Source organism: Roseivivax lentus (assembly GCF_900156805.1).
Lineage (GTDB): Bacteria > Pseudomonadota > Alphaproteobacteria > Rhodobacterales > Rhodobacteraceae > Roseivivax > Roseivivax lentus.
Genome location: NZ_FTOQ01000003.1, coordinates 111171 through 134188, shown reverse-complemented (window position 1 = coordinate 134188; position 23018 = coordinate 111171). Strand labels below are relative to the sequence as shown.

Annotated in this window: 25 protein-coding genes; 10 read left to right on the top strand and 15 right to left on the bottom strand. The window is 67.3% G+C overall.

From position 1 onward, the window contains the following. Positions 1-12: 12 nt before the first annotated feature. The 4 genes from BW990_RS07590 to BW990_RS07575 all read left to right on the top strand — a co-directional run bounded on the left by BW990_RS07590 (position 13) and on the right by BW990_RS07575 (position 2199). Entirely contained in the window at positions 13-1383 is a 1371-nt protein-coding gene (locus BW990_RS07590; RefSeq protein WP_076446645.1) for a radical SAM/SPASM domain-containing protein, read from the top strand. A 66-nt stretch (positions 1384-1449) separates the two neighbouring features. Further along, entirely contained in the window at positions 1450-1695 is a 246-nt protein-coding gene (locus tag BW990_RS07585; RefSeq protein ID WP_076446643.1) for a hypothetical protein, read from the top strand. 11 nt (positions 1696-1706) lie between these two features. Further along, positions 1707-1955, top strand: a complete 249-nt coding sequence (locus tag BW990_RS07580) for a hypothetical protein (RefSeq protein ID WP_076446640.1) — start codon at positions 1707-1709, stop codon at positions 1953-1955. A gap of 10 nt (positions 1956-1965) precedes the next feature. Beyond that, the gene (locus tag BW990_RS07575; RefSeq protein ID WP_076446638.1) at positions 1966-2199 is read left to right on the top strand and encodes a hypothetical protein; all 234 of its coding nucleotides are present in this window, start codon (positions 1966-1968) and stop codon (positions 2197-2199) included. Positions 2200-2323: 124 nt separating this feature from the next. Here BW990_RS07575 and hflX read toward each other — a convergent pair whose 3' ends face one another. The 9 genes from hflX to dusB all read right to left on the bottom strand — a co-directional run bounded on the left by hflX (position 2324) and on the right by dusB (position 14574). Then, on the bottom strand, positions 2324-3598 hold the full coding sequence (gene hflX / locus BW990_RS07570; protein ID WP_076446636.1) for a GTPase HflX: 1275 nt from the start codon (positions 3596-3598) through the stop codon (positions 2324-2326). Continuing rightward, the gene (hfq, locus tag BW990_RS07565) at positions 3595-3837 is read right to left on the bottom strand and encodes an RNA chaperone Hfq (RefSeq protein ID WP_076446634.1); all 243 of its coding nucleotides are present in this window, start codon (positions 3835-3837) and stop codon (positions 3595-3597) included. The genes hflX and hfq overlap by 4 nt, the downstream gene beginning before the upstream one ends. 128 nt (positions 3838-3965) lie before the next feature. After that, positions 3966-5480: a potassium transporter TrkG gene (locus BW990_RS07560; RefSeq protein ID WP_076446632.1), complete on the bottom strand. Its 1515-nt coding sequence runs from the start codon at positions 5478-5480 to the stop codon at positions 3966-3968. Between the two features lie 3 nt (positions 5481-5483). Next, positions 5484-6860 carry a Trk system potassium transporter TrkA gene (trkA, locus tag BW990_RS07555; protein WP_076446630.1) on the bottom strand — a complete coding sequence of 459 codons (1377 nt, stop codon included), beginning with the start codon at positions 6858-6860 and terminating at the stop codon, positions 5484-5486. A 461-nt stretch (positions 6861-7321) separates the two neighbouring features. Continuing rightward, entirely contained in the window at positions 7322-8749 is a 1428-nt protein-coding gene (gene ntrX / locus BW990_RS07550; RefSeq protein ID WP_076446628.1) for a nitrogen assimilation response regulator NtrX, read from the bottom strand. 18 nt (positions 8750-8767) lie between these two features. Then, positions 8768-10990 (bottom strand): sensor histidine kinase NtrY-like, encoded by a 2223-nt coding sequence (locus BW990_RS07545; protein WP_076446626.1) that lies wholly within the window; start codon positions 10988-10990, stop codon positions 8768-8770. Positions 10991-11144: 154 nt separating this feature from the next. Then, a complete protein-coding gene (locus BW990_RS07540) occupies positions 11145-12515 on the bottom strand; it encodes a response regulator (protein ID WP_076446624.1) in 1371 nt (456 codons plus the stop codon). Further along, the gene (locus BW990_RS07535; protein ID WP_076446623.1) at positions 12515-13600 is read right to left on the bottom strand and encodes a two-component system sensor histidine kinase NtrB; all 1086 of its coding nucleotides are present in this window, start codon (positions 13598-13600) and stop codon (positions 12515-12517) included. Before BW990_RS07535 ends, BW990_RS07540 begins: the two co-directional genes overlap by 1 nt. Then, positions 13597-14574 carry a tRNA dihydrouridine synthase DusB gene (dusB, locus tag BW990_RS07530; protein ID WP_076446621.1) on the bottom strand — a complete coding sequence of 326 codons (978 nt, stop codon included), beginning with the start codon at positions 14572-14574 and terminating at the stop codon, positions 13597-13599. Before dusB ends, BW990_RS07535 begins: the two co-directional genes overlap by 4 nt. Before the next feature lie 184 nt (positions 14575-14758). Here dusB and ispD point away from each other — a divergent pair, with 184 nt between their 5' ends. Genes ispD through BW990_RS20970 form a run of 4 tightly spaced genes read left to right on the top strand, consistent with a single transcriptional unit; the run spans position 14759 to position 16845 of the window. Further along, positions 14759-15421: a 2-C-methyl-D-erythritol 4-phosphate cytidylyltransferase gene (gene ispD / locus BW990_RS22070; protein ID WP_076446619.1), complete on the top strand. Its 663-nt coding sequence runs from the start codon at positions 14759-14761 to the stop codon at positions 15419-15421. Continuing rightward, the gene (ispF, locus tag BW990_RS22065; RefSeq protein WP_076446617.1) at positions 15411-15890 is read left to right on the top strand and encodes a 2-C-methyl-D-erythritol 2,4-cyclodiphosphate synthase; all 480 of its coding nucleotides are present in this window, start codon (positions 15411-15413) and stop codon (positions 15888-15890) included. Before ispD ends, ispF begins: the two co-directional genes overlap by 11 nt. Then, positions 15887-16375 (top strand): phosphatidylglycerophosphatase A family protein, encoded by a 489-nt coding sequence (locus tag BW990_RS22215; RefSeq protein ID WP_076446615.1) that lies wholly within the window; start codon positions 15887-15889, stop codon positions 16373-16375. The genes ispF and BW990_RS22215 overlap by 4 nt, the downstream gene beginning before the upstream one ends. Then, positions 16372-16845 carry a CinA family protein gene (locus tag BW990_RS20970; protein WP_234990187.1) on the top strand — a complete coding sequence of 158 codons (474 nt, stop codon included), beginning with the start codon at positions 16372-16374 and terminating at the stop codon, positions 16843-16845. The genes BW990_RS22215 and BW990_RS20970 overlap by 4 nt, the downstream gene beginning before the upstream one ends. Before the next feature lie 375 nt (positions 16846-17220). On the opposite strand, the gene BW990_RS07505 is transcribed toward BW990_RS20970, so the two are convergent. Then, positions 17221-17664, bottom strand: a complete 444-nt coding sequence (locus tag BW990_RS07505) for a type II toxin-antitoxin system RatA family toxin (protein ID WP_076446613.1) — start codon at positions 17662-17664, stop codon at positions 17221-17223. Between the two features lie 70 nt (positions 17665-17734). Here BW990_RS07505 and hpt point away from each other — a divergent pair, with 70 nt between their 5' ends. Both hpt and BW990_RS07495 read left to right on the top strand, forming a co-directional pair. Further along, a complete protein-coding gene (gene hpt, locus BW990_RS07500; RefSeq protein ID WP_076446611.1) occupies positions 17735-18286 on the top strand; it encodes a hypoxanthine phosphoribosyltransferase in 552 nt (183 codons plus the stop codon). A 7-nt stretch (positions 18287-18293) separates the two neighbouring features. Next, positions 18294-18473, top strand: coding sequence for a hypothetical protein (locus tag BW990_RS07495; protein ID WP_076446609.1), 180 nt, complete (start codon positions 18294-18296; stop codon positions 18471-18473). Positions 18474-18538: 65 nt separating this feature from the next. On the opposite strand, the gene BW990_RS07490 is transcribed toward BW990_RS07495, so the two are convergent. The 5 genes from BW990_RS07490 to BW990_RS07470 all read right to left on the bottom strand — a co-directional run bounded on the left by BW990_RS07490 (position 18539) and on the right by BW990_RS07470 (position 22944). Beyond that, the gene (locus tag BW990_RS07490) at positions 18539-19684 is read right to left on the bottom strand and encodes an NAD(P)/FAD-dependent oxidoreductase (protein ID WP_143526114.1); all 1146 of its coding nucleotides are present in this window, start codon (positions 19682-19684) and stop codon (positions 18539-18541) included. Next, on the bottom strand, positions 19677-20441 hold the full coding sequence (locus BW990_RS07485) for a LamB/YcsF family protein (protein WP_076446604.1): 765 nt from the start codon (positions 20439-20441) through the stop codon (positions 19677-19679). Before BW990_RS07485 ends, BW990_RS07490 begins: the two co-directional genes overlap by 8 nt. 66 nt (positions 20442-20507) lie before the next feature. Further along, positions 20508-21284 carry an SDR family NAD(P)-dependent oxidoreductase gene (locus BW990_RS07480; RefSeq protein WP_076446602.1) on the bottom strand — a complete coding sequence of 259 codons (777 nt, stop codon included), beginning with the start codon at positions 21282-21284 and terminating at the stop codon, positions 20508-20510. 152 nt (positions 21285-21436) lie between these two features. Further along, positions 21437-22039, bottom strand: a complete 603-nt coding sequence (locus BW990_RS07475) for a 2-dehydro-3-deoxy-6-phosphogalactonate aldolase (RefSeq protein ID WP_076446600.1) — start codon at positions 22037-22039, stop codon at positions 21437-21439. Continuing rightward, positions 22036-22944 carry a 2-dehydro-3-deoxygalactonokinase gene (locus tag BW990_RS07470; protein WP_076446598.1) on the bottom strand — a complete coding sequence of 303 codons (909 nt, stop codon included), beginning with the start codon at positions 22942-22944 and terminating at the stop codon, positions 22036-22038. Before BW990_RS07470 ends, BW990_RS07475 begins: the two co-directional genes overlap by 4 nt. Positions 22945-23018: the final 74 nt, after the last annotated feature.

Below are 23018 nucleotides of genomic sequence, written 5' to 3'. Positions count from 1 at the left end.
CGGAGCATTTTCATGACCCATTCGGATCCCGTTTGGCGGGCGTCCCGCTATTGCCGATTCATTCCCGATCACACAGATGGCGGGGGATACCTGCACAATTCGTTCATGGGCGCGCTGATGGTCGTGCCGCCCGAAATCGCGCGGCGCATGGCGCCCTGGCTCGCGCCGCTCAGGGCCAAGAACCGCGATATCCAGCCGGTGCTCACCGCGCGCGACGCCTTCGCGCAGGAATTGTATCGTCAGGGTTTCGTGGTGGACGAGGCGCTGCGCGAGGAAAAGCGCGCCGAGGACCTGCTCCGACGCGAGCGCGACTTCGGCACGCATCTCATCATCCTGCCGCATGAGGATTGCAATTTCCGCTGCACCTACTGCTATGAGAGTTTCGCGCGCGGCAAGATGTCCCCCGACATCGTCGCGGGCCTCAAGGCCTACATCGCCCGCCAGATGCCCGATATCCGCCTTCTGAACGTGGGCTGGTTCGGGGGCGAGCCGTGCCTTGCGCGCGACGTGATCTACGAGCTCTCCGCCGCGTTCCAGTCGCTTTGCGAAAATGCAGGCATTCGCTACCGCGCTGCCATCACCACCAATGGATATTTCCTTGACGAGGCCACCGTCGGACGTCTTCTCGATGCCGGGGTGCAGCATTTCCAGATCACCATCGACGGCTCGGAAGAGGCGCATGACACCGTGCGCCGGTTGCGCGGCGGCCAGCCCACCTATCGGCGGATCTTCAAGAACCTGATCGGCATGACCGCGCAGAGCCGCGATTTCAGCGTCGCCGTGCGGGTGAATTTCAATCCCCTGACCATCCGCACCATTGACGATTTCCTGAAGGAGGCGGCGCCACACCTTTCGGACGATCCGCGCTTCTTCCTCGATTTCCACGCGGTCGGACGCTGGGGCGGACCCAACGATCGCGAAATGGCCGTGGTCGAGGAACAAAGCGCCTCCGCCGCGCGGCTTGGCCTCATCGACCAGGCCGCCTGCCACGGCTTCCCGGCGACCTCGGCGCTCGATGCGCTGAAGCCCCACGGGGCCGCCTGCTATGCGGGCAAGGCCTCGTCCATGGTCGTGGGCTCGGACGGGACGATCTACAAATGCACCGTGGCGTTCGAGGACGACCGCAACAAGGTGGGCCGGCTTTATCCCGACGGCACGCTCGAGATCGACCGCGCCAAGTGGCGCGCCTGGACCGAGCCCCATTCCCCATCGGGCAAATGCGGGACCTGCTCCTTCTCGGCGGCCTGCCAGAGCCGGGCCTGCCCGCTGGCCGCGATGGACCAGGGCGAGCCGCCCTGCCCGTTCACCCCTGCGGATTACGAACGCATGGTCACAGTTGCCGCGCACCAATTACAGGAGGCGCGCCAGCCATCCCCGGCATGACGTTCGGGGATCCCGGGGCGGATGAGCCGCCCGACCCAACCGAAATTGATTTGAAAGGAATGTGTTATGGATACCAAGAAGATGGCGACCGAAGCCATGGCGGCGCGAAAACAGATCGTCGACGCGCAGATGACGCTGTGGAACACGCGGCTGGAGGCGCTGGTGGAGGCCGGTGACATCTCCTCCGTGCTCGATCACCTGAAGAGCCCCGTCGAGGACAAGATCGACAATTGCGGCTGCAACGTTCAGTGCGGCGCGCTGCAGGACCCCGATCTCGGCGGGCTCGTCAATCCCGGCATCACCCGGCGGTAAGGAGCGGAACAATGGCTTTCACGAAAGAACAGCTCAAGGCCGTGACCGAGGCCAAGCAGGCCAAGCTGACGGCGCAGACCCAGCTTTGGAACCTGCGGCTCCAGGCGGCGGCCGAAACCGGCGACGCCAAGGCGGTGATGGAGCGCATCGGCGCCTCGGTGGAGGACGACATCAACAATTGCGGATGCAACGTCCAGTGCGGTGCGCTGCAGGAGGGTCTCGGCACCATCGTCAATCCCGGCGGCGCGATCCGCCGCTAGGGGCGACAGCATGCTGACCCAGCAGCAGATGAAGACGGCGAGCGAGGCAAGACGCGCCCTGGTCGCCGGTCGGACGCAGCTTTGGAACCTGCGCCTGACAGCGGCGGTCGAAAGCGGCGACCGGATGGCGATGATCGACCTGATCAACGGCGCGATCACCGACACTCCGAACAATTGTCAGTGCAACTCTCCGCAATGCAACCTGATCGGAGAGATGCCCGGTCGCGACCTCGTGCGCCGCTAGCCAATGCCGGACCCTGCACCAAGCGGGATCCGGCAACCGGTCACTGGTGCAATACTCAAAAGGGCGGTGCCGCGCACCGATCGGGGTCGCATGGGGCCGCTGGCTGCGCGCCCGTCACCCTGTCTTACAGCTTCTCGAACTGCGCAGCCTCCCGGGCCGTCCAGCGCACGTTCAGCGCGTAGCCGTCTTCGTCCTGAACCTCGTCTTCCACGAGGCCCCGCTCGAAGAGCCAGGCACGCTTGCGGCCCTCGTCGAAGCCAAGCCGCAGGTGATCCTCCCGCGTCTCGCCCTCGAGCCGCTGGGCGATACCCTCGAGCAGCGCGTCCATCCCTTCCCCGGTCCAGGCCGACAGCGCGTAGATCCCGTCTTCGCGGGCGGCCCGGGCGCTGAACCCCTCCTTGGCCTCGGGATCGAGCTGGTCGAGCTTGTTCCAGACCTCGATCTGGGGCGTCGTCTCGAGCACGCCGAGCGAGGCGATGATGGCGCGCACGTCGTTCGCCTGCTCTTCGGAATTGGGATGGGCGATGTCGCGCACATGCACGATGAGATCGGCGGCGGTGACCTCTTCGAGCGTGGCGCGGAACGCCGCGACAAGCTCCGTCGGCAGGTTCGAGATGAAGCCCACCGTATCCGACAGGATGACCTCGGGCCCGGAGGCCAGCTTCACCGCGCGCATGGTCGGGTCGAGCGTCGCGAAAAGCATGTCCTTGGCCATCACCTCGGCCCCGGTCATCCGGTTGAACAGGGTCGACTTGCCCGCGTTGGTATAGCCCACCAGCGCCACGATCGGATAAGGCACCTTGGCGCGCGCCGCGCGGTGCAGGCTGCGGGTCCGCACGACCTTGTCGAGCTGCCGGCGCAGGCGCACGAGCTGTTCGTCGATGGCCCGCCGGTCGGCCTCGATCTGCGTCTCGCCGGGGCCACCCACGAAGCCCAGCCCGCCGCGCTGCCGTTCGAGGTGGGTCCAGGCCCGCACCAGCCGCGTGCGCTGGTAGCTCAGATGCGCCATCTCGACCTGCAGCACGCCCTCGCGGGTGGCCGCGCGGTCCGAGAAGATCTCGAGGATCAGGCCCGTCCGGTCCAGAAGCTTCACCTTCCAGGCGCGCTCCAGATTGCGCTGCTGCACCGGCGTCACGGGCCCGTCGACGAGCACCAGCTCGACCTCGTGCTCGTGAAACAGCTCTTTCAGCTCGGCGATCTTGCCCGAGCCGAAAAGCTCGCCGGGATGCGGTTTCGGCAGCGGCACGATGGTCTGGCCGACGACTTCGAGATTCGGCAGCGCCACGGCAAGTGCAACCGCTTCGGCGAGGCCGATCTCGGCATCGCGTCGGTCGCGGTCGCTCTTGATGTCGGGGTGCAGAACCCAGGCGCGGGTGACGTGCGGATCGTGTTCGTTCAAGATCCCTCGCCGTCACCATCATAAAGGTTGATCGGCTGGGCCGGCATGATCGTGCTGATTGCATGCTTGTAGACCAGCTGCGACTGCCCGTCGCGCCGCAGGAGCACACAGAAGTTGTCGAACCAGGTGATGACGCCCTGCAATTTGACGCCGTTGATGAGGAAAACGGTCACCGGGACCTTGGTTTTCCGAACATGGTTAAGAAATGCATCCTGGAGATTCTGTCTATCGGAAGCCATTGAAAAGCCTTTTATTCTTCTTCGCACCGCGCAACGCGGTGCCCCTCGCCAGAGGGGAGTATGGTCTGCCGACTTCCGACTTTCCAGAGCAAATCGGGAATTTCCCCAGCCGCGGCGGTCCGCTGCCGTCAATCGCGCCACAGTTCCGGCGACAGCATGACCACGATCGCCAGCACTTCCAGCCGCCCGAGGATCATCGCCGCCGCCAGCGTCACCTTCACCGAAGGCGCATATTGCGCCAGCGGCAGCGGCATCTCGGTGGCCAGCGCCACCAGCGGGCCGGTATTGGTCAACCCCGCGATGGTCATCACGAAGGCGCCTTCGAAGGCGATGCCCTGGACCGAGAAGGCCAGCACCATCACCGCGATGGTCAGCGCGAAGATCATGAAGAAAACCCAGGCGATGAAAGCGCCCTCGCGCCGCGTGCGGCGGCTGAGAAGGCCCGACCGCCCGACCGAGTTGGGATGGATCAGCCGCTCTAGCTCGCGCTTGCCGTTGAGATAGAGGATGAAGACCCGCAAGAGCTTCACCCCGCCCGCGGTCGTCGCCACCCCGCCACCGATGATGGCGAGGCCCATGAGGATCAGCCCCGGCGTGTTCAGCCCCGACCAGCCCTGCGCCTGCGCCCAGTCGGCGCTTTCGAAGCCCGTCGTGGTGAGGAAGGAAAGCGTGGTGAAGGCCGCGCCCCAGAAGGCCCGCAGCGCTAGGACCACGTTTTCCTCGGTGCCGATGTCGAAGGAGGCAAGCCAGTGCCGCGCGAAGAGGATCAGCGGCACGGCGGCAACGATGGAGATGCCGATCCGAAACTCCGGATCGTTCAGAAGCCCCTGACGCCGCGCGGCGGAGGTGTCGTTCGAGAAGGTCAGGCGCGAGAGCGCGAAGAACAGAAAGCAGAACACCACCGCTTCGCCCCAGAAGCCCGAGGGCGCCTGTTCGAGCCCGCCGATGGGCGATATGCCCGAGGTGGCCATGGTCGACATCGCGTGGCAGATCGCCACGAAAGGCGTGTCGCCGGTGACCATCAGCAGAAGCCAGAGCGCGAGCGTCAGGCCGATATACGTGGGCACCAGCGCATGCACCGCGCGCGCCAGCCGCTGGCGTGGATCGGCCTTGTCGCGATGCGCGGCACCGGGCGCGGTGCCCTGGCCCGGCTCCGACACGGCGGTAACCTCGAATCCGCCCAGCGTCAGCGGCGCGAGGATCGCCGCCGCGGCGATCCACATCAGAAGTCCCCCCATCCAGCCCACCTGCGCCCGCCAGAGATGTTCGGCCAGCGACAGCCGCGCGGGGTCGAACAAGGTCGCCCCGGTCGTGGTCAGCGCCGAGACCATCTCCACATAGGCGTTGAGAAAGCTCGTGTTGCGCACCGCCTGGTGGAACGGCACCGCCAGCATCGCAGGCAGCAGGATGAAGGCCAGAAGCAGCGCGAAAAGCTGGCGCAGGTCGTTGCGGTTGTTGGGCAGCCCGGTCCGCGTGATGACCAGCAGCGAGGTGACGAGAAAGCCCAGAAGAGACGAATGCAGAAAGCTGCGGGCGTCGTGGAAGTCCTCGACGTAAAGGGCGAGGATCGCCGGGCCCATCATCGCGATCGACGCCGCCCCCGCGAACAGCAGCAAGAGGGGAATGGAGAGGAGCCGGTCCATCGGTCAGAAGAAGTCGATGGAGACCTGCAGGAGCGTCTCGACCGCGGCCACGTCCTTGGTCAGGACGAAAAGCACGATCTGGTCGCCTTCCTCGACCCGGGTGGCGCCGGAAATCTTGACCACGCGGCCGGCCTTGCGCAGCGCGCCCACCAGCACGCCTTCGGGGAAGTCGATATCGCGGATCTTCTGCCCCGCGATCGGCGAGGTCGACAGCACCTCGGCCTCGATCACCTCGGCCTCCGCATCGCCGATGGAATAGACCGCGCGCACGCGGCCATGGCGGATATGGCGCAGGATCGAGGAGACGGTGGTGGCGCGCGGGTTGATATAGGCGTCGATGCCCAGAGGCTCCATCAGCGGCGCCAGCGTGGGGTCGTTGATCAGCGCGATCGCCATTGGGCAGCCCTGCGACTTGGCGCGCACCGCGGCCAGCAAGTTGGTCTTGTCGTCGTCGGTCACGCAGAGCACCGCATCGGCCCGGCCGATATTGGCCTCCGACAGAAGCGCGGTATCGAGCCCGTCGCCATGCAGGACGATGGTCTTTTCCAGCTCCTCGGCGGCGCGTTCGGCGCATTTGCGGTTCTTCTCGATCACTTTGGCGCGGATGCGGTCCTCGCGCTCCTCGAGGGCACGGGCCACCATCAGGCCGACATTGCCGCCGCCGATCAGCACGACGCGTTCCTGCTTGCGGTTGGGTTTGCCGAAGATTTCCAGCGTGCGGGCCATGTCATCGGCATGGATCATCACGTAGACGCTGTCGCCGATGAAGACCTGGTCGCGCGGCTCGGGCGCGAAGAGCGTGCCTTCGCGGCGCACCCCGACCACGACCGCGCGCAGGGTCGAGAAGAGGTCGGTGAGCTGACGCAGGGGCGTGTTCACCACCGCGCAATCGGCGTCGATGGTCAGCCCGAGGAGTTGCGCCCCGCCGTCGAGAAACGTCTCGGTGTCGAAGGCCGCGGGAGCCTCAAGCCGCTGCAGGGCGGCATCGGCCACCTCGCGCTCGGGCGAAATCACCACGTCGATGGGCAGGTGGTCGCGGCGGTAGAGATCGGAATAGATCGCGTCGAGATAGCTTTGCGCGCGCAGCCGCGCGATCTTGCGCGGGATCGAGAAGATCGAATGGGCCACCTGGCAGGTGACCATGTTGACCTCGTCGGAATGGGTGGCGGCGATGATCATCTCCGCATCGGAGGCGCCGGCGCGCTGCAGCACATCCGGATAGGAGGCAAAGCCCGCGATGCCCTGGACGTCGAGCGCTTCGGTCGCGCGGCGCACAAGATCAGCATTGCTGTCGACCACGGTGACGTCGTTGCGTTCGCCCGAGAGGTGCCGCGCGATCTGCCAGCCGACCTGCCCCGCACCGCAGATGATGATTTTCATGAACGCCCCTGCGTCTCTGCCCGGTACTTCGGTCTGACACGGGCTAGCCGGGGCGTCAATCTGGCCCGTTGCCCCCCCGTCCGCGACCGTGTCTCGGGCGCGTGATCCGGTCGGGCGTGCCCCCTCGGGGCACGCGCAGGTCTGGCCGGCCCCGCCCCTTCGGGGCGGACCGGCGGTCAAGAGGGCGCTGCCCTCTCTTGCCCGGGTACCCCGGGCAATTCACTCCCGGCGGTTTTTCGGAAAGGTGAAGCGCAAGGGGAGCTGCGCGCAGATGCGGCGCCGGCGCTTGCGGCGCTTTCGGGGTCCGAGCCCGCAAAGGCGCCGCGCCGGTCCCTGCGCCGAGATGTGATTGAGAGGCCGGTTTGCGGTTCCGGTTTATTGATGCGGCCCGGCCGCGCGGTGTGGAAGGCCGTCTAAAGGCGGCCGGATGCCGCCGGTCGAGACCGGGCGCACCTTGCCGATCAGGCCGATTGGCGTTCGGGCTCGGCCTCCTCCTCGTCCACATGGGCGATGCGCGCGCCGCCCTTGGCCGAGGTCACGACACCCAGCGATTTCAGCTTGCGGTGCAGTGCCGAGCGCTCCATGCCGACGAAATTCGCCGTCCGCGAGATATTGCCGCCGAAGCGGTTGATCTGGGTCAGCAGGTATTCCCGTTCGAACGCCTCGCGCGCCTCGCGCAGCGGCATCGTGGCGAGCGTGCCCGAGAGCACCACGCGGCCTTCGCCGTCGCCGCCGCGTGCGGTTTCCTGCGGCAGCTCGCCCGCCTCGATCGGGTCAGTGCTGTCGCCGAGGATCAGCACCCGCTCGATCAGGTTCTTCAGCTGGCGGACGTTGCCGGGCCAGACCATGGTCTGCAAGAGCGCGATGGCATCCTCCGAAAGGGCGCGCCGGGGCAGGCCCTGGCCCTTGTGGCAGAGGGCGATGAAATGCTCGGCCAGCATCGCGATGTCCTCGCGCCGATCCTCGAGCGAGGGCACCGCGATCGGCACCACGTTCAGACGGTGGAAGAGTTCCTGCCGGAAGCGGCCCGCCTCGATCTCGGCGGCGAGGTCGCGGTTGGTCGACGAGATCACCCGCAGATCGACGCGCACCTTGTCCTGCCCGCCCACCCGGGTGAATTGCTGGTCGACCAGCACGCGCAGGATCTTCGACTGGGTGCCGAGCGGCATGTCGGCCACCTCGTCGAAATAGACGATGCCGCCATGGGCCTGTTCGAGAAGGCCGGGCTCCACGCCGCGATCCGCGGTTTCGCGGCCGAAGAGCACCTCCTCCATGCTTTCGGGCGTGACGCCCGCGCAATTCACCGTCACGAAGGGGCCCTGCGCGCGGCCGGAATTGGCGTGGATGTAGCGCGCCGCCACTTCCTTGCCGCAGCCCGCGGGGCCGGTCAGCATGACGCGCCCGTTCGACTTCGTCACCTTGTCGAGCTGGCTCACGAGGTTGCGGTAGACCGGGCTGTCGCCGATCATCTCGGCCACGTCGGCCTCGCGGCGCTTGAGCTTGTGGTTCTCGCGGCGCAGGCGCGAGGTCTCCATCGCGCGGCGGATCACCACCAGAAGCTGGTCGATGTTGAAGGGTTTCTCGATGAAATCATAGGCGCCCTGCCGGATCGCGGCGACCGCGATCTCGATATTGCCGTGGCCCGAGATGATGACCACGGGGATGTCGGGATTGTCGCGCTTGACGGTCTTGAGGATGTCGATCCCGTCCATCTTGCTGTCTTTCAGCCAGATATCGAGGATGATGAGCGCCGGCGGCTCGCTGTTGATCTCGGCCATGGCCTCGTTCGAATTGCCCGCGAGCCGGATGGTGAACCCCTCGTCCTCGAGGATGTCCCCGATCAGTTCGCGGATATCGCGTTCATCGTCGACGATCAGAATGTCGCTCATGTCTCAATCCTCTCCTTCTCAAACCGTTTCGGTGGCGCGCGCATCCGGGGGCTGTCCCTCCGGAGCCGGCATGGCGGGCAGACGGATCACCGCCAGCGCGCCGTAATGCGGGGTGTCGCCGAAGCACGGCGCATCCTCGAGGGCCAGCGTGCCGCCATGCTCCTCGATGATCTTCTTGACGATGGGCAGGCCGAGGCCGGTGCCCTTGTCGCGGGTGGTCACGTAGGGCTCGAAAAGCCGGGCGCGGTCCTCGGGCAGGCCGATGCCGTTATCGGCAATGGTGATCTCGGCGCGGGAATCTTCCGCCAGCCGCAGCGCGACGCGGATCTCGGGGATGTAGCCGTCCGGCGCGCGCCCCGCCTCGACGACACTCAGGGTCGCCTCGCCCGCGTTCTTGACCAGGTTGGTCAGCGCCTGGCTGATCATCGTGGCGTCGAGCTCGGCCGCGACCGGGCCCTCCGGCAGGTCGGCGGTGAAGCGCACTTCGGGCTGGCCCGCCTCCTGAAGCAGGATCACGCCGCGCAGGATCTCGGCCAGGTCCTCGGGCTTGCGCTCGGGCTCGGGCATCCGGGCGAACTTGGAAAACTCGTCGACGATCCGGCGCAGGTCGCCGGTCTGGCGGATGATCACGCCGGTCATCTGCTCCAGCTTCTCGGCATCCTCCTCGGGCAACGCGCGGCCGAACTTGCGCTTGATCCGCTCGGCCGAGAGCTGAATGGGCGTGAGCGGGTTCTTGATCTCGTGCGCGATGCGGCGGGCCACGTCACCCCAGGCTGCCATCCGCTGGGCCGAGACCAGATCGGTCACGTCGTCGAAGGCCACCACGTAGCCCTCGAGCCCGCCATCCTCGCGCCGCCGCGTCGACATCCGCACGAGCAGGTTCTCGAGCCGCCCGTCGCGGCTGACCTTGACCTCTTCCTGCGCCACCTCCGCGCCGGTCTCGATCAGCCGGTCGAAAAGCGGGCCGAATTCCGGCACCACGACGTGGATGGGGTGATCGGCGCGCGTGGCACCGATGCCCAGAAGCCGCTCTGCGGAGCGGTTGACGAAGGTCACCCGGCCCTCGGCATCGAGCCCGGCGACCCCGGAGGTGACCGAGCTCAGCACGGAATCGAAGAGTCGCTGCCGCCGTTCGATCTGACGGGTGTTTTCCAGAAGGCGTTCGCGCTGGCCCTTCAGCTGCCGGGTCATCTGGTTGAAATACCGCCCCAGCATGGCGATTTCGTCGTCGCCCACATCCTCCTTGACCTGCACGTCCAGATCGCCCGCGCCGACGCGCTGCGCCGCACCCGCCAGCCGACCCACGGGCCGCGAGAGCCGTTCGGCGAACCACAGCCCGAGCCAGACGGCGGCGAGGATCAGCAGCACGGCAAAGCCCAGATAGAGCAGCGCGAAGTCGAAAAGCCGCCGGCCCCGCTCGGTTTCCTGCTGCTGGTAGAAGCGCGCGGTCTCCTGCGTGTCGTCGAGAAGGTTGAGGATGCCGCCATCCACCTCGCGGCTGACATAAAGATAGCGGTCCACGAAGGCCGAAAGCGGCACGAGGGCGCGGAACTCGTTGTTGTCCCAATCCTCGATCACCGCGACACCCTCGGCGCGGGCGCGGGCCATCTGCCCGGTGGAGGGGCGTTCGTAATCGAAAAGATAGGAGCGTTCGCCACGCGCGCGGATCTCGCGGTCGCTGTCGATCACGTAGGCCTCGCGCAGGCCGCGCTGGATCTGCGCCTGCCCGCTGCCCAGAAGCTGGCGCAGCTCCCCGTCATTCATGAAAGGCTGCGCGCGGCGGGTTGCATCGAGAAACCGCCCGAGCGCGGTCGCGTCCTCGATCAGGTCGGCACGATGCTCCTCCTCGTAGGCCTCGGCGGCCGAGAGGGAAGCGCCCACCACGTTCTGCACGCGGGTCGAGAACCACGTCTCGAGGCCGATATTGATGGTCAGGACGGCGAAGACCGCCACAGTGATCGTCGGCAGCAGCGCCATCAGCGCGAAGACCCCGGTCAGCCGCAGGTGCAGCCGCGATCCCGCGGATTTCGCCCGTCGCGCGGCGACCAGGCCCGCCACGCGCGACAATACCAGCGCCGCCAGCAACAGCACGTAGACCAGATCGGCCAGCAGCACGAGCCGGAGGCTGAGATCGGTCCGCTCGGCCCCCTGCAGAGGCCCCAGAACGAGATAGGTCGCGAATGCCAGCACGGGCCCCAGAAGCACCAGCCCCAGGGTCGCGGCGTTCCGCAAGCGCCGCATGCGCCTGAGCTGCGCGATGCGCGCCCAGGACCAAGTCCGTGCCCGAGTGGCCACAGCCGCCCCTCGTAATCTGCGATCGCGTGATGCGACCAACCGCCATATGTTGTGGTCTCACCGCTGCACTGGGCAACGGGGCCACGGTTATGTTGCGGTTTTACATCAATTTGCGTCGGCGTGTCACGCGGATATCGAGGTCGGTGATCTTTTTCCGAAGGGTATTGCGGTTGATTCCCAGCAAATCCGCGCATTTGGCCTGGTTTCCGCCGGTCGCATCGAGGGCGATCTCGATCAGCGGCGCCTCCACTTCGCGCAGAATGCGGCTGTAAAGGCCCGGTGGCGGCAGCATGTTGCCGTGCAGGTCGAAATAGCGGCGCAGATGCCGGGCGACCGAGGTGCCGAGCTTTTCGGTGTCGCCGCCGCGCAGGATCGGGCCCGTCTCGGGCTGATTGCCGAGAACCGCCTCGACCTCGGAGCGGGAAATTTCCTCGGTCCGGGCGGTCAGCGACAGACGCCGCAGCGCGTTTTCCAGCTGGCGCACGTTGCCGGGCCAGGAATAGGCGCGGAAGAGCTCCGCCGCCTCCTTGGACAGCCAGCGGGCCGAGCCGCCCTCCCGGTCGATCCGCGTCAGGAAATGCTCTGTCAGGAGCGCGATATCGTCCACGCGCTCGCGCAGCGACGGCACCTGGATCGTCGCGCCCGACAGGCGGTAATAGAGATCGCGGCGCACCCTGCCCTCTTCCATCTCGGCCGACAATTCGCCCTGCGAGGTGGCCATGAAGCGCGGCACATGCTCGCCCGGCACGTCCATCATGCGCACAATGCGGGCCTGCACCTCTTCGTCGATATCGCCGACCTCCTCGATCAGGAGCGTGCCGCCCTTGACGCGCGCCAGCACCCGCGCGGGGCCTTCGAGATCGGAAAGCTCGGACCCCGTGACCATCACGAAAGGCAGCGTCCGGCGGTCCGAGAAGTCGTGGATGGCCCGGGCGATCAGGCTCTTGCCGGTGCCGGATTCGCCCGAGATGAGGACCGGCAGATCGGTGTTCATCACCTTGGCGACCAGCCGGTAGAGCGCCTGCATCGCCGGTGTCTTGCCCACGAGCGGCAGCTCGTCCGGGCCATCGGCATGCTCGACCGGCTCGTCCCGGCGCGGCGTGCGGTTGCGGTTCTCCAGCGCCCGCGCCGTTCTTTTCATCAGGTCCGGCAGATCGAAGGGTTTGGGCAGGTAATCGTAGGCCTCGGCCTCGGCGGCCTGGATCGCGGTCATGATCGTATTCTGCGCCGAGATCACGATCACCGGCAGATCGGGCCGATCCTGCTGAATTTTCGGCAGCATTTCCAGGCCGTTGCCATCCGGCATGACCACGTCCGAGATCACCACGTCACCCTTGCCCTCGCCGACCCAGCGCATCAGCGTGGTCAGCGACGAGGTCGCGTGGACCTTGCAGCCCGCCCGCGTCAGCGCCTGGGTCAGGACCGTGCGGATCGTGCGGTCGTCGTCTGCAACAAGTACCGTGCCATCCATCACTCTTTCTCCTTCGCGTCCTTGGGGGCCAGCGGCAGCGAGATGCGGAACATCGTCCGCCCCGGCACGCTGTCGACGGAAATCCAGCCGTCATGGTCGGAAATGATCTTCGAGACGAGCGCGAGCCCGAGCCCGGTGCCGTTCTCGCGGCCCGAAACGAAGGGCTCGAAGACGTCGCTGCGGATCTCTTCGGGCAGGCCCGGCCCGTCATCGATGATCTCGATCTGCAGGGGCAGCGTCTGACCCGAGCCATCCGCGCGCCGCAGCTTGAAGCTGTGCTCGTAGAAGGTGTGCAGGCGGATCCGGCCCCCCTCCTTCTGGTCGGCGGCTTCCGAGGCGTTCTTCAGGAGGTTCAGAACCACCTGCAGAAGCTGGTCCGGATCGCCATGGGCCAGCGGCAGCGAGGGGTCGTAATCCTCGATCATGGTCATGTGCGCCCCGAAGCCCAGGAGCGCGGACCGGCGCGCGCGGTCCAGAACGTCGTGGATGTTCACCGGCTTGCGCTCCGGCGCGGAGAGGTTGCCGAACTGCTCCACCTGCTCGAGCAGCTTCACGATGCGCCGGGTCTCGCTGACGATCAGGTCGGTCAATTCCAGGTCGTCCTTGCTGAGCCCCATGGACAGAAGTTGCGCCGCGCCCGCGATGCCCGCGAGCGGGTTCTTGATCTCGTGCGCCAGCATTTCGGCCATGCCGATGGCGGATTTCGCCGCAGCCTTCACCGAGTTGTTCTGCGTCATCCGCCCGGCCAGTTCGCGCGGCGAGATCAGCACGATCATCCAGTCCATCTGGCCCTGCAGCGGCGAGATATGCAGCGAGCAGGTCCGAGGCGGGCGCGATCCGGTGCCGACATCGACGTCGTTCACGAAAAGCGGGGTGCCGTTCTTGCGCGCCCGGGCGAAGCTGTCCTCGATCGGCGCGTCCACGGCGAGCCGGTCCCAGATCGGCTGCCCGGTGATCCACTTGGCCGAATTGTTCATGAAACCCTCGGCGGCGGGATTCATGTCGGCGATGTTGTCAGATGCATCGATCAGCAGCGCCGGAATCGGCAGCGAGGACCAGAGCGACAGGGCAAGCGCGGTGTTCATGCGGCCCGGACCTCCGCCCCGACCAGCGCGGCGGGCAGCAGGCGCAGAACCTCCGCCGGTGTCCTGGCGGTCAGCACCTCGCGCCGCAGCGCCGCGGGCGTTCCGGCGCCGTCCATGTACCAGCCCAGGTGCTTGCGCGCGACCCGCAGGCCGAGATTGGCTCCGTAGAAGCCGAGCATCGCCTCGTAATGCTCTGAAGCCATGTCCAGAAATGCCTGCCCCACGGGAATGTCCGGCGCCGGCCCGTATCCCAGCCCGGCGGCGATTTCCGCGAGCTTCCAGGGCGCGCCCTGCGCCCCGCGGCCCACCATCACGCCCGCCGCACCCGACCGCGAGAGCGCCTGCACGGCGCTGCCAATATCGACGATATCGCCATTAGCGATGACCGGGATCTCCACTGCGTCGGTCACGGCCCGGATCGCATCCCAATCGGCGCGGCCCTTGTAGAACTGGCAGCGCGTGCGCCCGTGGATGACCACCATCTGCACGCCCGCCCCCTCCGCGCGCCGCGCAAGCTCCGGCGCGTTCAGGCAATCGTCGTCCCAGCCGAGCCGCGTCTTCAGCGTCACCGGGACGGAAACGGCCTGCGCTACCGCCTCGATCAGCCGCAATGCGTGATCGGGGTCGCGCATCAGCGCCGAGCCGGAATAGCCGCCCGTCACCTTCTTGGCGGGGCAGCCCATGTTGATGTCGATGACCCGGGCGCCCGAGGCTTCCACCAGGCGCGCCGCCTCGCCCATCCAGTGCGGATCGCGGCCCGCCAGCTGCACGGAGGTGTTATCGATCCCGAAACCCAACTCAGCCTTATCGCGCGTGGCCCACTTGCCCTGCACAAGCTCCTGGCTCGCGACCATTTCGCTGACCACGAGGCCCGCCCCGAAGCGCGAGACGAGATTTCGGAACGGCAGGTCCGTGATTCCCGCCAGCGGGGCGAGGAAGACCCGATTGGAAATGACCGTGCAGCCGAGCTTCACTCGAAAACGCCTATTTGCTGTGCAATTGCACTCAGCTACTCCGCAGACCGCAATCAATCAACGCTCAACGGGGCTTGCGCCGCCACCGCCCCGAGCCATCGCACAATTTTTAGGCATTTGGCCGGAGATTGCGCCCTCCCGGCGGCTCCCCTAAGGATAGGCGGTCAGGCGAAAGGACCGGACTTTGCGCTACGCCGCGATCATCGTTGCCGCCGGTCGGGGCACCCGGGCGGGCGGCGCTCTGCCCAAGCAATGGCAGCCCATTGCTGGCCGCCCCGTCGCCGCCTGGACGCTCGAGCGGTTCGCGGGCGCCGAGCTGCGCATCCTCGTCGTTCATGCCGATGATCGCGACCGCGCGGCGGCGCTGGCCGATTCGTCCGATATCCGCGTGGTCGTCGGCGGCGCGAGCCGCGCAGCCTCGGTCCGCGCGGGGCTGGAGGCGCTGGCAGACGACGCCCCGGACCGGGTGCTGATCCACGACGTCGCGCGGCCCTGCGTGACCTCAACAACGATCGACAACGTATTGATGGCCCTGCAGGATTCCCCCGGCGCGGCACCGGCCCTGCCGGTCACCGATGCGCTCTGGGCGGGCCGCGATGGCCGGGTGACCGGGCTTGTGCCGCGCGACGGGCTGTTCCGCGCGCAGACGCCGCAGGGCTTCCACTACAATGCCATCCGCGACGCGCATCGCCACGCCCCGCCCGAGGCCGCCGACGACGTGGCAGTGGCCTTGGCGGCGGGCCTTTCCGTTGCCATCGTGGACGGCTCCGAAGACAATCTGAAAATCACCGGCCCCGCGGATTTCGCCCGCGCGGCCGCCATCCTCGAGAGGCAGAATGGACATTAGGCTTGGCAACGGCTTCGACGTGCACCGCTTCGTGCCCGGCGATCACGTGACGCTCTGCGGTGTGGACGTGCCGCATGACCAGCGGCTCGACGGCCATTCGGACGCAGATGTGGCCATGCATGCGGTCACCGATGCGATCTACGGCGCGCTGGCCGAGGGCGATATCGGGCGGCATTTCCCGCCCTCGGACCCGCAATGGAAGGGGGCCGCCAGCGACATCTTCCTGCGGCATGCGGTCGAACTGGCCAAAAGCCGCGGCTTTTCAATTTCGAACGTGGATGTGACGATCATCTGCGAAAAACCCAAGATCACCCCGCAATCGTCGAACATGGTTACCAACATGGCGCAGATCATGGGGCTCGAACCCGGCCGCATCTCGGTCAAGGCGACCACATCGGAGCGGCTGGGTTTCACCGGGCGCGAAGAAGGCATCGCGGCCATCGCCACCGCGGCGCTGGTGGCCCGATGACCCGCATGATCGCGACCGTTCTCGGCGTGGGCTATCTGCGCCCGGCCCCGGGCACCTGGGGGTCGCTGGCCGCGCTGCCGCTGTTCTGGGGCCTCTACACGCTGGCGGGGTTCTACGGCGCGCTGGTCGGCATCGCGCTGGTTATCGCCATCGGTACCTGGGCCATCGCCGCCGAAACCCGCGGACAGGCCGAGCATGACCCGTCGGAGATCGTCATCGACGAGGTGGCGGGCCAATGGATTGCCTTGTTGACAGTGGCTTACGGCGCGCACTTCACTGGAAGCGACATCCTTGCGCTCTGGCCCGGCTGGGTCGCGGGCTTCGTCTTCTTCCGGCTGTTCGACATCTGGAAGCCCTGGCTCGTGGGCCGGGCGGACCGCATGGGCACGGCCTGGGGCGTCATGCTGGACGACCTGATCGCGGGCGTCTTCGCGGCGCTGGCGACCTTCGCGCTCGGCGTGCTCTGGCATGTGGTCTTCCTGTGAGCCGGCTGGCCGAAGACCTGCTCGAGGCGGCGATCGCGCGCGGCGTGACGGTCACCGCCGCCGAAAGCTGCACGGGCGGCATGATTTCCGCCGCGATCACCGACATCGCCGGGTCCTCGGCGATCTTCGAACGCGGCTTCGTGACCTATTCGAACGTGGCCAAGACCGAGATGCTGGGCGTGTCCGAGGCGACGCTCGCGGCCCGTGGCGCGGTCTCCGAGGAGGTCGCGCGCGAGATGGCGGACGGGGCGCGCCAAGCGGCGGGGGCCGATTTCGCCGTGGCGGTTACCGGCATCGCGGGCCCCGGCGGGTCCGAACACAAACCCGAGGGCCGCGTCTGTTTCGCGCTGGCGGATCACCGCGGCACGCGGAGCGAGACGGTCGAGTTCGGGGCGATCGGGCGCGGCGCGGTGCGCGCGGGCACCCGCGATCATGCGCTCGGGCTGCTTCTCGCCGCGCTACGTGCGTGAGCGCCGCGCGCCCGGTGCAGGCACGCCCCGCTTCGAGGATCAGGACGACGCCGTGACCTCGTGCTCCTCCGGCGGCGCGGATGCGATCTGTCCCATCACGTAGCCGTTGCGGGCCGCCTCCAATGCGCGTGGGGAACGGGTTCCGCCCGCGTCCTTGTCCGTTTCACCCGGATCGCTTGCCGGTCCGGGTAGGCACGCCACGGCCTTGTAATCTCGTTGAGGCGACGGCGCGCCGCCCGTCCGGGACGACGATGGGCCATCGGATCGGCGGGGCGGCATGGGAGGCTCCTTCGACGTGATGCACGGCGAGATCTCCGATGCCAAGGTGGCAAAAAGCGGGCATTTGCCCGGATTTCGTAACGGCTGGTTAATGTCTCAGGCGTACAAGGACGCCGCGCGGCGTTCGAAGGCGCGGACGATCCGCTGCATCGCCTCATAGAAAAACATGCCCGCAGCCCCCTGCAGGATGCGGTTCTTGAACTCGAAATCCACGAAGAAGGAGACCTCGCAACCGCCATCCACATCCTTGAAATTCCACCGGCTTTCCATGTAGCGGAACGGCCCGTCGAGATATTCGGTGTCGATCTGCCCCTTCTCGGGCCAGAGCGTCACCCGGCTGCCGAAGCGTTCGCGGAACACCTTGAAGGAGATGACCAGATCGGCGAGCATTTCGGTGCGTTCGCCCTTGTCGGTTGTCGAACGCACCCGCGCGGCGGCACACCAGGGCAGGAACTCGGGATATTTCCCCACATCGGCAACGAGGGCATACATCTGATCCGCCGTGTAGGGCAGATGCTTGGTCTCGGAATGGGTGGTCATGGGGCTCCGGTCCGGTGGTGACACTGCGCCCAGATGTCGTATAGAGGCCCGGGAAAATCAAGGGAACGGGATGTCTCAGCCAGCCGCTCAGCCTGCCTATGTCATCGACCAGATGATTTCGGCAAAGTCGATCGCCGCCCGGATCGAGGCCCTCGCGCGTCTCATCGAGACGGAGTTCCACGGCACCGAAAAGCTGGTCGTCGTAGGCCTGTTGCGCGGTTCCTTCGTGTTCATCGCCGATCTGGTGCGGGAATTGCGCCTGCCCGTCGAGGTCGACTTCCTCGAGGTCTCCTCTTACGGCGACGGCATGGAATCGAGCCGGGAAGTGCGCATTCTCAAGGACTTGCGCACCGGCATCGAGGGGCGCGACGTGCTGGTCGTGGAAGACATCGTCGATACGGGCTACACGCTCAGCCACGTCATCCGGCTCCTGAACAGCCGCAATCCGCACAAGCTGCGCACCATCGCGCTGCTGGACAAGCCGTCCCGCCGCGAGGTCGATGTCCGCGCGGACTGGACGGGGTTCGAGATCCCGGACGAATTCGTCGTGGGCTACGGCATCGATTACGCCCAGCGCGACCGCAACCTGCCGCATATCGGCAAGGTGCGGTTCACGGAGTGAGCGGACCATGCGGATGCTCATGCGGATGCGGTTATGGGCGCAAAAGCCCAAGAGCGAGAAACAGGTCAAGTTCCTGCTGGCAATCATCGCAGCCTGCCTGACGCTCTACGCGGTGGAGCGCTGGATCGGCTGGCCCGATGCGCTGAGCACGAACCGCACGGCGCCGCCCACCCGCGTTGCCGATTGACGCCGCCGCCGGGGTCCTTTGCCATAAAGGGGTAGAGACATTTTGCGGGCGCATATGCGCGGCACTCAGTAAATCATCCCTTCCAGCAAAGGCTCCCCCGCCGCCACGCGGCGCCAACCGAGCGGGCTAAGGTCCAGCGTCCGGTAGGCACCATGGGCGATCCACTCCGCCACGCCGCGTCCGGCTGCCGGCGCATGCTGGATGCCGTGGCCGGAAAATCCGCAGCAGAACAAGAGGTTGCCGAACCGATCATGCGGCCCGATCACCGCGTTCTGATCCAGCGTGCACATCTCGTAATGCCCGGCCCAGGCGCGCGTGACGCGCAGTTCCTCCATCGCCGGAATGCGATGCGCGAGCGGCGGCCAGAACGCATCGAGCAGCAGATCGTGATCGGGTTCCAGGTCGTCCGGGTCGTGCAGATCCCGCTCGGCCGGGGGCTGGATGCCGCCAATGAAGCCCGCGCCCTCGGGCCGCACCCACAGCCCGGACGTATCGAAGATCATCGGAAAACCGTCGCCCGGAAGCGGCGCGCCAAAGGCGAAAGCCGTGCGTTTCTTCGGCACGACCGGCAGGTCGACACCGAGCGGCGCAACCAGCGGTGCGGAGAACGCGCCCGCCGCGATCACGCACCAATCGCAGGGGACCTCCTGACCATCAGTCAGCACCGCCGCGGTGACCGCGGCGCCCGAGGCGCGTATCTCGGCGACCTCCCCGGTCAGGTAAGCGACGCCCGCCTTCCGCGCGCCCGCGCGCGCATGAGACAGAAGCGCCCAGGGATCGAACCAGCCTTCGTTCCGCAGGCCGAAGGCGCCGCAGGCCAGATCATCGGTGTTCAGGAAAGGAAAGCGCGCCGCGAGCCCGGCCCGGTCCAGCAGCGCGACCTCGGCCCCAGCGGCGTTCTGCATCGCCACGAGACCCGCACGCGCCTCGGCCCCGGCCGGGTCGGACAGGACGAGGTAACCGCCTTCGCGAAAGGCCATGTCCCGCGCATGGGCCCGCAGGAACGCCGCGCCGTGCAGCGACATCTCGACCAGCAGGGGCGTGTCGAATTGCGTGCGGATCGAGGCCGCGGACAGCGCGGTCGAGGAGCGCGCATAGCTCGGATCGCGCTCGATCACGGTGATGGGACCGCGGAAGCCTTCGTCCCGAAGGGCCAGCGCGGTGAAGCTGCCCATGGCGGCCCCACCGACGATAACGACGTGGTCAGGCAAAGGGTTTGACAGCGATTCCAGCGGCTTCGAGCCCGTCCTTCACCCGCTGGGCGAGTGCCACGGCATCGGGCGTGTCGGAATGCACGCAGATGGAATCGATGGGCGTTTCCAGCTTCTTGCCCGAGATCGTCTCGATCGCGCCCTCGGCCACCATCTGCGCCACCCGCGCCGCGGCGGCATCGGGATCATGGATCACGGCACCCGGCTTCTTGCGGTTCACCAGCGTGCCGTCTTCCTCGTAGGCGCGATCGGCGAAGATCTCCGACGCCACCGTCAGCCCCACCTCGCGCGCCGCCCGCTCCTGGTGACCGAGCGCGATGGAGAGCGACACGAGCGTCGGATCGACCGCCTTGATCGCGCGCGTCACCGCCTCGCCCACCTCGCGGTTCTGCGAGCCTAGATTGCCCAGCGCACCATGCGGTTTGACATAGGTGATCTTGTAGCCCGCATAGGCGGCCATCGCCTGCGCCGCGCCGACCTGGTAGGCGACAAGCCGTTCGATCTCGCCGGTGGAGAACGGGATATTGCGCCGCCCGAAGCCCCAGAGGTCGGGAAAGCCCGGATGCGCGCCGATGGCCACGCCGCGCTCTTTCGCCATGGCGAAGACGCGGGCCATGATCTCCGGATCGCCCGCATGGAAACCGCAGGCCACGTTCGCCGAGGACACGATGCCGAGGATCGCCTCGTCATCGCCCGATTGATAGGCGCCGAAGCCTTCGCCCATATCCGAATTCAGATCGACCCGTGTGACCGCCATTCTGCCCTCCGTCATCTATGCCCGATCAGGGAACGGCATGCGGGCGCCGCTTGCAAGGGGCGGCAGTCAATCGGGCACGGGAACCGTGTAGTTCAGGACCATGCGCCCGCCATCGGGATAGATCGTCTGGCCGACCATGTAGGACGCGTCGGGCCCCGCGAGGAAGGCCGCGACCGAGGCGATCTCGGACGGTTCGCCGCAGCGTCCCGCGGGCGTGCGCGACAGGATCGTCCGGCGTGCCGCATCGGACTGCATCACCGATTGGCGCACCATGTCGGTCATGATCGTGCCCGGCCCGATGGCGTTGACGCGGATGCCGTGAGGGATGAGGCCGATGGCCATGACCGCGGTCAGCTGCTTCATCCCGCCCTTGGAACAGGCATAGGCGACGGTGTTCGGGATCGCGAGTTCCGCATTCACCGAGGACATGTTGATGATCGCGCCGCCCTCGCCCTGCGCCTTCATCTGCCGCCCGGCGGCCTGCCCCATGAGGAACGGCGCCTTGAGGTTGACCGCAATGGTCTGATCGAAGCCGTCCTCGGGAAAATCGAGGAAATCGGCCTGCACGATGATGCCCGCGTTGTTGATGAGCACGTCGACCCGCCCGAAGGCATCGACGCAGGCCGCGACGATGCCCGCTGCGCCTTCGGCCCCGAGCGTCGAGAGATCCGCCACATGCGCCACGGCCCGCGCGCCCAGGCGCTTCGCGGCGGCGAGCAGCGCCTCTTCCTTCACGTCCACCATGAAGACGCGGTCGCCCTCGGCCAGAAAGCGTTCCGCGCAGGCAAGCCCCAGCCCCTGCGCGGCACCTGTCACGATCACGGCTCGGTCGGTCTCTCTCATCGGGCGCTCCTCGGTCTGTCTGGTCGGGCGCACTGTGACAGCCGGACGGGCGGGCGCAAGGGGTCAGGTCGGGCGCGGCTGTGGGGCGGGCTGGTCCTAATTGCCCGCGGCCGCTTGGTCAGGGGATCAGCCGGTGCCCGTGTTTGGCTCCGTCAGCTCAGCGCGTCCCATGCCGCAACCAGATCGGCGGCGCGCGCGGCAACGTCGCGCGGGGAAATGCCCGGCTGGTAAAGCGCCGTGCCGATGCCGAAGCCGGTGACGCCCGCCGCACGCCATTCGGCGAAATCCGCGGATCCCACGCCGCCCACCGCATAGCATTCCGTTCCGGCGGGCAGCACCGCCGACAGCGCGCGCATCCCGTCCGGGCCCAGCTTGAAGGCAGGAAACAGTTTCAGCCCGTCCGCGCCGTTCCGAAGGGCCGTGAAGGCTTCGGTCGCGGTGAAGACGCCGGGAAAGGACAGCAGGCCCGCCTTCTTGGTCGCCACGATGACGCGCGGGTTGCAATCGGGCGACACAATCATCCCAGCGCCCATCCGCGCCAGCCGCAGCACATCGCCGGGATCGAGCACGGTGCCCGCCCCGATAATGGCCTCGTTCCCGGCAACCGCGATCATCGCCGCGATGCTGGCCCAGGCATCGGGCGAGTTGAGCGGCACCTCGATCCGGGTGATCCCGGCGGCGATCAGCGCTTCGGTGACCGGGACGGCCTCGTCGAAAGTGATGCCGCGCAGGATGGCGATGATCTCGCGGCTCATGGCGCGGCGTCCTTCATCCCCGCCCGCGCGGCGACGAGCCCGCCCAGCGTGACCGCTTCCGCGTCGATCGTCTCGACCATCGCGCCCTGTGCCGCGAGCGCGGTGCGGTAGGCCTGCGCGATGCCGACCTCGCCCACGATCAGCACCGGCTGGCCCAGCCAGTAGGCCCGCGCGCCCGCAAGCTCCATCCCGATCAGCAGCCCCGACAGCCGCGCCCGCGCGGCATCGGGCGCGAGACCCGCCAGCAGCGCCTCGGCCCGCAGCGAAAAGAGATTGGACGCCAGCGGTGCCGGCCGCGACATGCCCTCGCCCACCGCCTCGGCAAAGGCCGCATCGTCCCAGCCATCGCCGACCACGTGGCGCAGCACCGAGCGTTTTTCGAGCAGTGCAAAGATCTCGCCGGTCATGAAGGTGCGGAAGGACACCACCTCCCGGGCCGAGACCTGCGCCCATTTCGTATGCGTCCCGGGCAGGCAGATCACCCCGTCGAAATTGGGCCGGGCCGCGAAGACACCGGCGATCTGCGTCTCCTCGCCGCGCATCACATCGGGCGGCTTCATCTGCTTGAGACCCGGCAGGATGCGGATGTCGAGGCGCGGATCGAGGGTCAGCGCGCGGGTCGCCTGCGCGACGCCCGGGGGGGCGGACGGCACGGCGCGATAGGGCGCCTCGGCCCAGCCTTCCCGGGCGCCGGCATTGCCGCAGACAAGGATGGTCATCCGGCCCGTCTCGGGCAGCGCATCGCCGATGAGATCGAGAAGCGCCGCCTCGAATGCGTCGCGGGCCAGCGTGTTCACGCCCTGCCCCGAGACGCGCTTGTCCAGGATGTCGCCGTCCGCGCCGATCACCCAAGCCCGCAGATTGGACAGCCCCCAATCGACCGCGATCCAGGAAGCCGCGCTCATGGCGTGCCCCGCCGGCCTGCCAGCGGCGTGAACCGAAGCCTGTAGCGTCGTTCTCTTTGCACGTCGTCTCCCCG

What these genes read in the sequence shown, in the direction of transcription:
- BW990_RS07590 (WP_076446645.1), top strand. Translation starts at nt 13, where the DNA reads ATGACCCATTCGGATCCCGTTTGGCGGGCGTCCCGCTATTGCCGATTC.
- BW990_RS07585 (WP_076446643.1), top strand. Translation starts at nt 1,450, where the DNA reads ATGGATACCAAGAAGATGGCGACCGAAGCCATGGCGGCGCGAAAACAG.
- BW990_RS07580 (WP_076446640.1), top strand. Translation starts at nt 1,707, where the DNA reads ATGGCTTTCACGAAAGAACAGCTCAAGGCCGTGACCGAGGCCAAGCAG.
- BW990_RS07575 (WP_076446638.1), top strand. Translation starts at nt 1,966, where the DNA reads ATGCTGACCCAGCAGCAGATGAAGACGGCGAGCGAGGCAAGACGCGCC.
- hfq (WP_076446634.1), bottom strand. Translation starts at nt 3,837, where the DNA reads ATGGCTTCCGATAGACAGAATCTCCAGGATGCATTTCTTAACCATGTT.
- BW990_RS07560 (WP_076446632.1), bottom strand. Translation starts at nt 5,480, where the DNA reads ATGGACCGGCTCCTCTCCATTCCCCTCTTGCTGCTGTTCGCGGGGGCG.
- trkA (WP_076446630.1), bottom strand. Translation starts at nt 6,860, where the DNA reads ATGAAAATCATCATCTGCGGTGCGGGGCAGGTCGGCTGGCAGATCGCG.
- ntrX (WP_076446628.1), bottom strand. Translation starts at nt 8,749, where the DNA reads ATGAGCGACATTCTGATCGTCGACGATGAACGCGATATCCGCGAACTG.
- BW990_RS07545 (WP_076446626.1), bottom strand. Translation starts at nt 10,990, where the DNA reads ATGCGGCGCTTGCGGAACGCCGCGACCCTGGGGCTGGTGCTTCTGGGG.
- BW990_RS07540 (WP_076446624.1), bottom strand. Translation starts at nt 12,515, where the DNA reads ATGGATGGCACGGTACTTGTTGCAGACGACGACCGCACGATCCGCACG.
- BW990_RS07535 (WP_076446623.1), bottom strand. Translation starts at nt 13,600, where the DNA reads ATGAACACCGCGCTTGCCCTGTCGCTCTGGTCCTCGCTGCCGATTCCG.
- ispF (WP_076446617.1), top strand. Translation starts at nt 15,411, where the DNA reads ATGGACATTAGGCTTGGCAACGGCTTCGACGTGCACCGCTTCGTGCCC.
- BW990_RS22215 (WP_076446615.1), top strand. Translation starts at nt 15,887, where the DNA reads ATGACCCGCATGATCGCGACCGTTCTCGGCGTGGGCTATCTGCGCCCG.
- BW990_RS07505 (WP_076446613.1), bottom strand. Translation starts at nt 17,664, where the DNA reads ATGACCACCCATTCCGAGACCAAGCATCTGCCCTACACGGCGGATCAG.
- hpt (WP_076446611.1), top strand. Translation starts at nt 17,735, where the DNA reads ATGTCTCAGCCAGCCGCTCAGCCTGCCTATGTCATCGACCAGATGATT.
- BW990_RS07495 (WP_076446609.1), top strand. Translation starts at nt 18,294, where the DNA reads ATGCGGATGCTCATGCGGATGCGGTTATGGGCGCAAAAGCCCAAGAGC.
- BW990_RS07485 (WP_076446604.1), bottom strand. Translation starts at nt 20,441, where the DNA reads ATGGCGGTCACACGGGTCGATCTGAATTCGGATATGGGCGAAGGCTTC.
- BW990_RS07480 (WP_076446602.1), bottom strand. Translation starts at nt 21,284, where the DNA reads ATGAGAGAGACCGACCGAGCCGTGATCGTGACAGGTGCCGCGCAGGGG.
- BW990_RS07475 (WP_076446600.1), bottom strand. Translation starts at nt 22,039, where the DNA reads ATGAGCCGCGAGATCATCGCCATCCTGCGCGGCATCACTTTCGACGAG.
- BW990_RS07470 (WP_076446598.1), bottom strand. Translation starts at nt 22,944, where the DNA reads ATGAGCGCGGCTTCCTGGATCGCGGTCGATTGGGGGCTGTCCAATCTG.